This window comes from Candidatus Rhabdochlamydia oedothoracis, assembly GCF_019453995.1.
GTDB lineage: Bacteria > Chlamydiota > Chlamydiia > Chlamydiales > Rhabdochlamydiaceae > Rhabdochlamydia > Rhabdochlamydia oedothoracis.
On the sequence record NZ_CP075587.1, the window covers coordinates 1497683 to 1509954 of the forward strand.

The 12272-nt window shown below is 36.2% G+C and carries 8 protein-coding genes and 1 pseudogene; 4 read left to right on the forward strand and 5 right to left on the reverse strand.

All coding sequences use genetic code 11. The features are described from left to right. Window positions 1-190: 190 nt before the first annotated feature. The 4 genes from RHABOEDO_RS08300 (at window position 191) to dnaK (ending at window position 7069) form a co-directional block, all read left to right on the forward strand. The gene (locus RHABOEDO_RS08300; protein WP_215217321.1) at window positions 191-3274 is read left to right on the forward strand and encodes an NAD-glutamate dehydrogenase domain-containing protein; all 3084 of its coding nucleotides are present in this window, start codon (window positions 191-193) and stop codon (window positions 3272-3274) included. Window positions 3275-3399: 125 nt separating this feature from the next. After that, window positions 3400-4566 (forward strand): heat-inducible transcriptional repressor HrcA, encoded by a 1167-nt coding sequence (gene hrcA / locus RHABOEDO_RS08305; RefSeq protein ID WP_215217320.1) that lies wholly within the window; start codon window positions 3400-3402, stop codon window positions 4564-4566. Continuing rightward, complete coding sequence (locus RHABOEDO_RS08310) at window positions 4567-5139, forward strand: nucleotide exchange factor GrpE (protein ID WP_215217319.1); 573 nt, start codon at window positions 4567-4569, stop codon at window positions 5137-5139. A 22-nt stretch (window positions 5140-5161) separates the two neighbouring features. Next, complete coding sequence (gene dnaK / locus RHABOEDO_RS08315) at window positions 5162-7069, forward strand: molecular chaperone DnaK (protein ID WP_215217318.1); 1908 nt, start codon at window positions 5162-5164, stop codon at window positions 7067-7069. A 115-nt stretch (window positions 7070-7184) separates the two neighbouring features. On the opposite strand, the pseudogene RHABOEDO_RS08320 reads toward dnaK, so the two are convergent. From RHABOEDO_RS08320 to dxr, 5 genes and pseudogenes are all read right to left on the reverse strand, one after another. Then, window positions 7185-7968: pseudogene (locus RHABOEDO_RS08320) on the reverse strand (IS5 family transposase). A 53-nt stretch (window positions 7969-8021) separates the two neighbouring features. After that, on the reverse strand, window positions 8022-8375 hold the full coding sequence (locus RHABOEDO_RS08325; RefSeq protein WP_220017538.1) for a transposase: 354 nt from the start codon (window positions 8373-8375) through the stop codon (window positions 8022-8024). 3 nt (window positions 8376-8378) lie between these two features. Beyond that, window positions 8379-8975 carry a helix-turn-helix domain-containing protein gene (locus tag RHABOEDO_RS08330; protein ID WP_220017539.1) on the reverse strand — a complete coding sequence of 199 codons (597 nt, stop codon included), beginning with the start codon at window positions 8973-8975 and terminating at the stop codon, window positions 8379-8381. A gap of 180 nt (window positions 8976-9155) precedes the next feature. Further along, window positions 9156-11108, reverse strand: coding sequence for a site-2 protease family protein (locus RHABOEDO_RS08335; protein WP_215216993.1), 1953 nt, complete (start codon window positions 11106-11108; stop codon window positions 9156-9158). 19 nt (window positions 11109-11127) lie between these two features. Beyond that, window positions 11128-12270 (reverse strand): 1-deoxy-D-xylulose-5-phosphate reductoisomerase, encoded by a 1143-nt coding sequence (dxr, locus tag RHABOEDO_RS08340; RefSeq protein ID WP_215216992.1) that lies wholly within the window; start codon window positions 12268-12270, stop codon window positions 11128-11130. Between the last annotated feature and the right edge of the window lie 2 nt (window positions 12271-12272).

The window sequence follows — 12272 nt, forward strand, 5'->3', positions numbered from 1 at the left end:
GAATATTAAAAAATTTAATTTGAATCCTATTTTTCCTTGTTTGTTTATTTTATAAAAGTATTGTTATATTTTTTATATTCTATCGATAGTTAGTAAAAATCAAATAATGTTCGCTCTTTTATATTTAATAGATTGATTTTTTTCCTCTACATGCTATTCATAAGAAAAGACAACGGAGGAATAAACAGAGATGGATTCGCAATCCAAATTTCCTAAAGAAACACTAGAATATGGTATTGAAAAAGAACGTAAAAAATTTGAAGAGTGCTATCAATGGGTTGAGCAGCATATGCCTGCTAGTTTCTTTGAAAAGATGGACGAAGAGAGTTTGATGCTAATCGTTCATAACCTGATGAGCTTTAATCTAAACGATTTTTTTTCCCATATTCATTTAAAAAATCTCGGATTTACTCTTTGTTTAGATAGTCCAGATGCTGATTTGAAAGTTTTAAAACATTATAAAATGTTTGGTATTAAAAACTATCGATCGTTTACCTCTAATGCCCCTCTCCCTTTTCCTGGGGTAAAAAAGCTGCTACGCATTTCTATGATTGTCTTTAAAGAGACACAGGAAAAGGAATCAGAGGATGTTATTTCCCTAAAAAAGGAAAAAGAAATTTTAAAAAAAATCCAAGAACGTAACCCACAGGTAACAGAGCCTGATTTGCACAAGCTAATTACAGAATTAAATTCTTATTTTTTACGCTCTTTACCACAAGAGCGATTGACTTTAGCTTTAGATATGTTTTTTCGTGCTAAATCTCGAGATAATTGTCAGTATGAAGTGCGCTATAATGAAAACTGGGAAGAGAAAAAAGATACCCCTTCTTTGCAAATCGTATTTGCTTGGCGCAATGTTCCCAAATACAGTTTTTTGTACCGTATGGCACGCATGATTCATCGACATGGTCTGACGATGAAAAGGGTAAATGCTACTTATGTTGATGCATATAGTAGGCAAAATATTCTCATAATGTCACTAGGTTTACATGGGATTCAAGGAAAAGCTGCTTGGGAAGAAACCAATATCGATGATTTCTTAAGAGAACTCGTAACGTTAAAATACTTTGAAGGACTAGAAATCATTGAAGAGCTTTTTGTCGACGAAGGACTTTTAACCGGCAATCAAGGGAATCTTGTCAAAGCAATCATCTATTTTATTCACCAAACGCTCGTTCATGCTGATATGAATATCTATTCTTTTGGCCACATTGAAGAAGGCGTCTGCCGACATCCGGAACTAATTGTGAAAGTAATCCAAGCATTTGAAGCCAAATTCAATCCAGAAAGCGTCAATTTAGAAGCTTATCAAAATATACGTAGAGAATTTATGGATCTAGTAGATCGTCTAGACACAGGACATGAAATCAACGATACTAGGCGCAAAAATATTCTTAAACAAGCAATGAACCTGGTCGATTACACATTAAAGACAAACGTCTACCGTAACAATAAAACCGCATTTTGCTTTCGTTTAGATCCGGAATATCTTAATAGTGTCTTCTATGAGAGAAAAGATAAATTCCCCGAACTGCCCTATGCGGTTTTTTTTATGAAAGGATTGTACTTTATCGGTTTTCATATTCGCTTTCGCGACTTATCTAGAGGAGGCTTGCGGACTGTATTTCCCGAAAAAATGGAACAGATGCTTGTAGAGAGAAACTACATTTTTGCTGAATGTTATAATTTGGCATATACCCAGAACAAAAAAAATAAAGATATTCCAGAAGGAGGTGCTAAGGGAGTCATTTTCCTAGAGCCTTATGAAAGGTTGTACTCTGAGGAAGAAATCTATCAAAGAGAGTTAGAAGATGAAGGACTTCCCCAAGAGGAAATCAAGCAATATCTTAAGGCTTATCATCGAGAACAAAAGCTAGAATACCTCTATCAAACACAACGCTCTTATATTGAAAGTTTTTTAACTATTTTAAATTGTGATCCCGATGGAAAACTCCGGGCAAAACGGATTATCGATTATTGGAAAAAGCCTGAATACATCTATTTAGGCCCTGATGAAAATATGCACAATGAAATGATCGATTGGATTGCCTCATATAGTCAATATTATAACTATAAGCCAGGAGGAGCCTTTATCTCTAGTAAACCTGGATCAGGGATCAACCATAAAGAATTTGGGGTTACTTCTTTGGGTGTTAATGTATATATGGAAGAGATGTTAAAATTTCTGGGGATTAACCCTAACAAAGATTGTTTTACTGTAAAAATGTCAGGAGGACCAGATGGCGATGTAGCAGGCAATCAAATCTATAACTTATATCGATTTTACCCTACTACAGCTAAACTGCTTGCAACGATAGATATCTCAGGTACAATTTTTGATCCAGTCGGTTTAAATTTAGAGGTAATGGCTCGTTTATTTAAAGAAGGAAAACCCTTACGCTTCTACCCTCCATCTGAGCTTAATGATGAAGGGTTTTTATTAGACTTATATACAAAAAGAGAAGAAACGGCTTATGCACAAAAAACTCTTTGTTGGAGAAAAAAAAACGGGCAGTTAATAGAAGACTGGTTATCGGGAAATGAAATGAACCATCTGCTCAGACACAATGTACATCAGGTGAAAGCAGATGTTTTTATTCCAGGAGGAGGCAGACCTCGTACCTTAAACGAAAACAATATAAAAGATTTCCTAGATGAGGCAGGGAAACCCACTGCGCAAGCTATTATTGAAGGAGCTAATCTCTATCTTACTCCCTGGGCTAGACGTTCTTTAGAAAAATTAGGAGTGCTTATTATCAAAGATAGTTCTTCTAACAAAGGAGGCGTTACATGTTCTTCTTTTGAAGTACTTACTTCTTTGGTTTTATCTCAAGAGGAATTTGTTAAAGAAAAACAACAGATTGTAAATGAAATTTTAAGATTGGTAAGTATAAAAGCCCGAGAAGAAGCCTCTCTTTTATTAACTACTCATCGAGACACTCAAGGATTTTTAACCGATATTTCAGAATGGATTTCAGAAAGAATTAATCAGTATAAAGACCAATTAATGCAATATTTTCAATTTATGACCTTATCTAATGACCCAACCGATCCTTTTATTCGATGTTTACTTAACTATTGTCCTCCTCTTTTGAGGAATCAATACCAAAATAGAGTTTTAATAGAGGTTCCGGATATGCATAAAAAAGCGATTATTGCCTGTCAAATAGCCTCTCGAATCGTATATACTCGGGGCCTAGATTGGTCTCCTAGTCTAGTCGATATTCTTCCTCTCATTATTACTGACCCAAAAATCATTAATGGCTTAGATTAATAAAAATCTTATTTTCAAAAACTTATCCATAAAAATTAGCAGTCTAACCTCAAGACTGCTGATTTTTATTGATTCTCAGCTCCCTTTCAGTTATACTGGCTTTATAAATTTTAAGATTTTTTTATATGAAGCCACTGACCCCTAAAAAGCCAGCTAAAAGTCAAAGAGAGCGTTTAATCCTATTTGGATTGATTGAGTTATACCTTAAAACAGGTAAGCCGATTGGATCTCATACGCTTAAAGAGCAAGGGTTTAAAGCTTTGAGTCCAGCAACTATCCGCAATTATTTTATGAAATTAGAAGAAGAAGGCTATCTTAAACAGCAACACTCTTCTGGAGGGCGCATTCCCACCTCATTAGGATTTAAAATCTATGCGGAAGCACATATAAATAAGCCTCGTTTATCCGAACAAGATAAAAAAAACGCAACCCGTTTATTTCAAAAGCAAACAAGAGAACTAGTTGTCTATTTAAATCAAGTTACAGAATCTCTAAGCGAATTAACCAACTGTGCTGTCTTCCTTTCCGCTCCCCGTTTTGATCAAGATTTTATCTTAGATATTAAACTAGTAAGTATTGATCAAAACCGCTTGCTTTGTGTACTGATCAGTGACTTTGGTCTTATTCACAATGAAGTTTTATATGTTGATAATAAAATTTCTCATTCATTACTGCGAAAATTAGAAAGCTATTTTAACTGGCGTCTTAACAAACTAGATAAACCTCTATTAAATCACGAAGAAGAATCCCTTTCTGCTAAACTATATAAGGAAGCCATCTTAAGACATATTGTCTCTTATACTAATTTTAGTGTGGAAGACTTATTTCAAGCAGGTTTTTCTAAATTACTAGCTTACCCTGATTTTAATGATGCTTCTGTATTAGCAAGTGGGCTGTCTTTATTTGAAAACAAGCAGCAATTGCGAGCTCTGCTCAATAAGAGCTGTCAAATTGGTAAATTACACTCTTGGATTGGAGATGATTTACACGCCTTTGCTCCAGAAGCTATCTCTTGTTCCGTATTAGCAGTCCCCTACCACATTCACTATACAATCTGCGGAGCATTTGGCATATTAGGGCCAAATCGCATGCCTTATCGAGAGCTTTTTGGACTTTTAGAAATGGCCGCAAACATGATTTCAGACTCGCTAACAAGCAGTATGTATAAATATAAAATTTCTTTTAGACAACCTAAACACTCTCATCTCGAATCTAAAGAAAACCCACTTATCTTAGAAAAGAGTTCCTACTTGCTATTAGAAAATAAATCGCTTTATCAGAAGGAGAAATAGATGACTCAAGAACAGAATGAAACACAAGATGCATCGCATGAACTAGATGAAGGAAAAACTCATCAGCAAAAAGCAGAGCAAGAGCTGGAAGAATACAAAGATAAATACCTGCGCTTACTAGCTGAAATGGATAATACACGCAAAAGAATGCAAAAAGAAAAACAAGAAGCTATACGTTTTGCTATTGAATGTGCTCTAGAAGATTTTTTAAAACCCATTGATAATTTGGAAAACGCTTTAAATAGTACAGAGCATATGTCCAAAGAAGTACTTAATTGGGCTCAGGGATTCCAAATGATTGCACAGCAATGCAAAGAGGCGTTAGAAAAGCATGGAATTACCGCTTTTAGCTCTGATGGCAATATGTTTGATCCTAATTTGCATTATGCAATTGAGACAAAAGAGACAGAGGAAACTCCAGAAGGAACTATCCTTCAAGAATTTATTAAAGGGTATAAAAGCAGTAACCGCACTATACGCCCAGCGCATGTAAAAGTTGCTGTTTTGCCAGAATCAAAAAAGAAGGAAACAACCGATTTAGAAAAACCTTCTTTACCAGAACAAGATACATAAAAAAATAAAAGGAGAATATATTATGGCACAATCTAATTCTAATAAAAAACAAGTTGTTATTGGTGTCGACCTAGGAACTACGAATTCTTGCGTTGCTATTATGGAGAACGGCAAAGCAACAGTAATCTCCAATGCAGAAGGAGGTCGTACAACTCCATCAACCGTTGCTTATAAAGATAATGAACGTTTAGTAGGGGTGCCTGCAAAAAGACAAGCTGTTACCAATGCTAAGTCTACCATTTCTTCTTCTAAGCGTTTTATTGGACGCAAGTTTAATGAAGTGGAATCTGAAATTAAAACCGTCCCTTATGAAATCACTAAAAATGCAAATGGAGACGTTGTATTTAACATAGCTGGCAAGATAATCACTCCTGAAGAAGTTGCAGCTCAGATTTTAATGAAAATGAAAGAAACAGCAGAAGCCTATTTAGGGCATCCAGTCACTGAAGCTGTTGTAACAGTCCCTGCTTATTTCAATGACTCTCAAAGACAATCGACAAAAGACGCGGGGAAAATTGCTGGTTTAAATGTCTTAAGAATCATTCCAGAGCCAACTGCTGCTGCTTTAGCTTATGGGCTAGAAAAAAAAGAAGATCAAAAAGTAGTGGTCTTTGACTTAGGTGGAGGTACATTCGATGTTTCTGTATTAGAAATTCACGGTGGTGTTTTCGAAGTGTTAGCAACAAACGGAGATACTCATCTAGGCGGTGACGACTTTGACAATGCTATTCTACATTGGATGCTTGAGGAATTTAAAAAAGAAACCAGTATTGATTTAAGTAAAGATAGCATGGCTCTACAGCGTTTGCGCGATGCTGCTGAAAAAGCTAAAATTGAACTATCTGGTACACAGACTACCGAAATTAATCAACCATTTATTACTATGGATGCATCAGGTCCTAAACACCTCGCATTAACATTAACCCGAGCCAAGTTAGAATCCTTAGTTCATAACTTAATTGAACGTTTGATTAAACCTTGTGAAAAAGCGCTTGAAGATGCGAAATTAACCAAAGAAAAAATCAATGAGGTAATTCTAGTAGGCGGAATGTCTCGTATGCCAGCTGTTGAGAAAAAAGTGAAAGAAATATTTGGCCAAGAACCTCATAAAGGAGTTAATCCTGATGAAGTTGTCGCTATTGGTGCTGCTATCCAAGGGGCTGTGCTGACAGGAGATGTCAAAGACGTCTTATTGCTCGATGTAATCCCATTGACTTTAGGAATTGAAACACTAGGTGGAGTTCTAACTCCTATTGTAGAAAGAAATACAACGATTCCTACTAAAAAAACACAGATTTTTTCTACTGCAGCTGATAATCAACCTGCTGTTACTATTGTCGTTTTGCAAGGGGAACGTAAAATGGCTAAAGACAATAAAGAAATTGGCCGTTTTGATCTTACAGATATCCCTCCTGCACCTCGTGGTATGCCACAAATCGAGGTGGCTTTCGACATCGATGCTAATGGTATCTTGCATGTATCAGCAAAAGATGTAAAAAGTGGCAAAGAGCAAAAAATTCGCATTGAAGCAAAATCCGGTTTATCTGAAACTGAGATTGAGCGCATGCTAAAAGATGCAGAAGATCACGCAGAAGAAGATAAAAAAAATAAAGAAGAAGCAGAGCTAAAAAATAAAGCTGAAGCTGAAGCTTTCCAAGCACAAAAAGCTTTGGAGGAATTTAAAGAGCGCATCCCTCAAGAGTTTGCTCAAGAAGTACAAAGCAGAATAGATGCTGTAAGAAAAGCACTAGGTGATAAGGATATTGCTGCTATTAAAGCTGCCTACACAGAGCTAAATACCCATATGCAAAAAATTGGGGAAGCGATGCAGAGCGCACAACCAGCACCAGATGCTCAACCACCAAAGAATGAGAAAGAAAACATAGAAGAAGCAGAAGTAGAAATTCTCGATGATGAGGATAAAAAATAACTCCTGCTTGGAAAATCACATTCTGAGCTGTTCTAAGTAGCTCAGAGTTTTATTTTGTCAAACAGCTAATCTGTTTTTACAAGCTAAAAACAGATTAGCTTCTCTTAGAGCCTGTTTAAAATCTTTTCAAAAGTAGAGCAATAAAAGCAAGAACCACCATATTCAGGCTTGTATGTAGTTTTCTTTCGCAATTTTTCCATAGCCTGCGACATTTTTCTATCCACGCAAAAGAACGCTCTACAACCCATCTTTTGGGAATAACTGTAAAAGTATGAAGTGTATTTCTTTTGGCTATTTCTACTATACATCCTAATATCTCCTGCACACTCTTTGCAAATTTTTCTCCAGAATATCCTCCATCTGCTAAAACATTTTTTACACCGAACAAATGGTTTTTATGTAGTGAAAATGCTTCTATACACCCATTTCTGTCAGTGATATTAGCGGTGGTAATGTGAATCGCATGAGGAAGCCCTTGGCTATCGACTGCTATATGTCTTTATATTTTTTTCCCTGCATCATATCCTTTCTTCTCCGCTGTATCAGTATTTTTAATACTTTGAGCATCAATAATTACAAAGCTTGTTTTCTCTTTCCGACCACTGCTTTTTCTGACCTCGCCAACCAATTTTTTTTAAAACTATTTCAAGAATACTCTTAGAATTTTTATCATCTTTTTTATTCCAAAGATGGAAATAATAATCACATAATTCCCATTTAGGATATTCTATGGGTAACATACGCCACTGGCAACCACTTTTTAAAATGTACAAAATTCCACAAAAAATATCATATAGATCAACTCTTCGTGGACGTGTTTTTTTGCGTGTAGACTCAAGTATTAGATGGATTTTGCTAAATTGTTTACGAGAAATATCGCTTGGATAAGAGCGGGTCATAACTACCTCCAAAGGTTTTATGAAAACTATCATTATACCTTACTGAAAAGATTTTAAACAGGCTCTAAGAAGAATCCTCTAATTGCCTGAAAAAAAGTCACCGACGTTTCGTAATATCGATTGTATACCGTCTTTTCCTTTAAGATCTTCCACAAGCGTTCAATAGGATTCAAATTCGGCGAATAAGGAGAGAGATAGTGCACTTTAATCCTAGAAGACATCAGAAACTCTTCTAGTTTCTTATTTTTGTTTGATCTCGCATTATCCAAAATTACATGAATAATTCGAGCCTCTGTCTGTTTTTCTAGCTTCTTGAAAAAATCGAGCATTGCATCGGCATCAACTGTCTTATATTCCTCTGTAACAATCTTCATTCCTGTCAGGCAAAGAGCTCCAGCAAAATGCAATCGCTATTGTTTCCCGGATGTCTGCAAAGTCTTTTGAACGCCTTTTTTGATCCATCCACATACGGCTTGGGACTGATGTTCAGGATGCATAGCATCTATGAAATAGATCTCTTCATCAGGGTTTAAGGTCTCCTTTAAAGCCCTATATTGTTCTATGAAAATTCGTTGTTTTTCAGGATCTAATTTCCCAGGAATCTTTTTAGGACGTTTATAAGCAAATCCGTGCTGTATGAGCCAATCTGTCATGCCACTTCGGGAATATTTTATCCCATATTGCTCATGCACATAAGCTATGATCCCTTTGACTTTAAGATAGGTCTTTTCCTGTAGGTGTTTTAGTAGAGACTCTATTTGGTCTTGTGAAAGTTTTGATTTGCTACCGCCTCGAGGGCTACTTCCAGTTTTATTTTCGGAATCATATTCTCTGAGGTATTCCTGAACAGTGATAGGGCTTATCCGAAGTGCTTTAGCAAGATTTTTTGTTGAGATACCCTCATCATAGCCCAAAATTACACAAAGCCTATTCCGTTCAGAATAGTCTTTTGGATGCTTTAACTTGTGTTCTAAGTCAGCTCTCTGGCTAGGGGTCAGTTTTTTCATGCTCAATAGCTTAACACAAAACAAAATATTTTTTTATACGATTGAATCGGAACCAATATATAAATGATAAACCCAAACCTGCCTTTCACTATCCCTCTCTATGGGGTGATCGAATGCTTTTACCTTCTTCTGAAGCTAAGTGATTAAAAGAGACACTTTTTTTTAAAAGTGTCCTTCAATCTACAAGAACCTTTTTATAATCCGAGAGAGATCTTGATAGGTAAGATAAATAAAGAGAGTAACTAAAAATACGACAAAGGGAATAACCAGCTTCTGCATGGTTTTTGCCTTGATCGGTTTTTTAGTCATCCACTCCCAAACAGAAAAACAGATATGACCTCCGTCTAATATTGGAATAGGCAGCAGGTTTAAAACGCCTAAATTCAAACTAATCATCCCCAGCCAAAAAAGAGCTTCTTTGCTTCCTTCAGCCCAACTTGTATGCATGATTTCTACGATTCCAATTGGACCTGTTAGAGCCTTTGGGGTTAAAATTCCAGTCATAAGAGCCGTTATTGTTTTACCCATTTCTTGAAAGGCGCTGGAAAAAAGCGCTAAAGGAGAAGGATTATAATTTACTTTACAATCAGCTAAACTTACACCTAATCTAAGCTCTTTTTGTTGATCTTGCCATGTTTTTAAGGCTTGATCTTTAATCTTAGGATCTTCAATGGCATCAATCATCTTACGTTGTTCTTGCAATTGATGCGTATGAAACATCTTGATAGATTCTGGCAAAGGTAATTGATTAAATGGCTTAGGCTGTACTGGTTTGAGTAAATGTAGATTTTCAACTGTTTTTATTAACTCATCTGTTCCAATGGAATGAACAATCTTTCCAAGTCCACGCCAATCTACTTGATCGATAAATGCTTTATCGGCTGTTTTCCAAGAAAGAGTCTCGAGCGCTTGGCTATCTCGAGAGACAACTATTTGTACTAAGTGAGTTTGTAGTTGGTTTAGCAATTCATATCCTGAATGAATTCTTACCCCATCAACAGCTATGATTTGATCATTTGCTTCTAAAGGCACTTCTAAAAAAGATCCTTTTTTTAATTCATGCATCTGTTCTTGAGAATCATTATTGAAAAAGGAAATTAAGTGATCTACCTTGCAATCCGAGGTGATTTGATAGGGAATAAAATACAGATCATTTAGCTTGCCTTGTATTTTAGCTTCGTTTTGCCAATCGCTAATCTCATCTTTTTGAGATGTATTTATCCGTAAATCGGAAACTCTTAAGCGAGGAACTCTTGTTAGAAAAACCTCAGAACCTCTTTTAATTGTAAGCAAGGCTTTTTTTTGATTAATTGTAGATACTAATTGCTGCCTTGAGAAAACAATCTCTCCATCTACCCACACAATGCGATCTTTATTTTGGATCCCGCTATTTTCCATGGGAGATCCTGCAGGAATACTTGAATTCACAGCGCCTATGCTTTGAGAATAGATCAAAAAGTTAGCAGGTTGCACAGCTTGCATAATCAATCTGCTTCTCTCTATTCCTTTTAGTTGATTTGTATCGTTGCAAATTAGAGTAAAAGGGTGTTGTTTTTGATCTAGATAATTGATTTGGGTCCCTTGAATCTTAGGGGCTTGTTCTTCTAGAGCGACATACGCATAGAGCTGTCTAAATTGTGATAAAGGCTTATTGTTAATTTGCGTAATACGATCCCCGGGATAGATCTCTGAAAAGCAAGCTTCTAAATCAGAATCAACCCAACCTACAATTTGCGTATGATCTGAAAAGGAATCTTGCCTTCCTCCAGAGAGCCATAAGATACAAAATATGAATAAAGCAAAAACAGCGTTTATCAAAGGCCCCATAAAAGCGACTTTAATTCGTGCCCAAGGTTTTTTTGCGTAAAAACTATTAGGGATTTGATAAGGCTCTAAAGTTCCTTCTTTTTCCATTCCTGCAATTCGTACATATCCTCCAAAGGGGAGCCAGCACAACTGCCATTTCACACCCTGGTATTGCCAATCGCAAATGGGACTACCAAATCCAATAGAAAAAACTTCTACTTTCATTCCTTCTTTTCGAGCCATCCAATAATGACCAAACTCATGAATAAATACGATAAGACCAAGTCCAAAAGCTGCTAAAATAAAATAGATCACGCTAAATATCATAATATATGCCTATACCTTTTTAAACAGAGTTTGCATGTAGACGACCAAGTCTATCTGTTTCTAGAATTTTTTCCAAAGTTAGCTCTCTCTCTGGTCGATACTTCATTAATAGTTTTTCTAATCTATCTGAAATATCTATCCAAAGAATTTCGCCTTTTACAAATCTTTCCACTAATATTTCATTCACAGCATTTAAATAACAAGGGGTTGTTCCTCCTTGCTTTAATGCGTAATAACAAAGATTTATACATTTAAAACTAGGATTCGGCGCCAAAAACTCCAGTTTGGAAAAATTTGTATAATCAAACCGCTCAATTAGGCCTGGATAACGTTTAGGATGGCTCAGTGCGTATTGAATAGGAACTAACATAGTAGGAGCTGACATTTGAGCCAACATCGAACCATCAATGAACTCAACCATACTATGAATGACACTCTGCGGATGAATAACAATCTCTATGTTTTCAGATGTAATACCAAATAAAAAATGCGCTTCGATCAATTCTAAACCTTTATTCATTAAAGTTGAGGAATCAATAGTATTTTTTACCCCCATCTGCCAAGTAGGATGCATAAGGGCTTCTTTTAGCGTGACTTGACAGAGCTTATCGCGAGAATAGCCTAAAAAAGGTCCACCAGATGCGGTTAAAAGCAATCTTCTCACAGACTTATGATCTTTTCCTTCTAAGCACTGAAATAAAGCGCTATGTTCACTATCGATGGGAAGGACAGAAGCTCCATGTTCTTTCGCAGTACGCATGATGAGTTCCCCTGCAGCTACTAGAACTTCTTTATTAGCTAAAGCTACGTTTTTTGCCACCTTTAGAGCGCTTAAAGTAGGCTCTATCCCTACACTTCCAGACATAGCGGATACAACGATATCAGCTTCTTGAAGGGAGGCTACCTCTTTTAATCCTTCTATACCTGTAACAATTTTTTGTTGGGGCAGGCGTTTTTGTAGTTCAAATGCTTTTTTCTGATCATAAACTGCAATGATCTGTGGCTGCCATTTATGTGCTTGTTGTTCCAAAAGATCAATTTGAGAATGAGCAGCTAATGCAATTGGCTTGAAACCCTCAGGTTTAAGATGATCAATGACATCTAAAGTTTGGGTTCCAATGGAGCCGGTACTGCCTAAAATAACTACATTTTTTTGCTTCATAC

Excerpts from the sequence above, each read along its gene's own strand:
- RHABOEDO_RS08300 (WP_215217321.1), top strand. The coding sequence starts at position 191 with ATGGATTCGCAATCCAAATTTCCTAAAGAAACACTAGAATATGGTATT.
- hrcA (WP_215217320.1), top strand. The coding sequence starts at position 3,400 with ATGAAGCCACTGACCCCTAAAAAGCCAGCTAAAAGTCAAAGAGAGCGT.
- RHABOEDO_RS08310 (WP_215217319.1), top strand. The coding sequence starts at position 4,567 with ATGACTCAAGAACAGAATGAAACACAAGATGCATCGCATGAACTAGAT.
- dnaK (WP_215217318.1), top strand. The coding sequence starts at position 5,162 with ATGGCACAATCTAATTCTAATAAAAAACAAGTTGTTATTGGTGTCGAC.
- RHABOEDO_RS08330 (WP_220017539.1), bottom strand. The coding sequence starts at position 8,975 with ATGAAAAAACTGACCCCTAGCCAGAGAGCTGACTTAGAACACAAGTTA.
- RHABOEDO_RS08335 (WP_215216993.1), bottom strand. The coding sequence starts at position 11,108 with ATGATATTTAGCGTGATCTATTTTATTTTAGCAGCTTTTGGACTTGGT.
- dxr (WP_215216992.1), bottom strand. The coding sequence starts at position 12,270 with ATGAAGCAAAAAAATGTAGTTATTTTAGGCAGTACCGGCTCCATTGGA.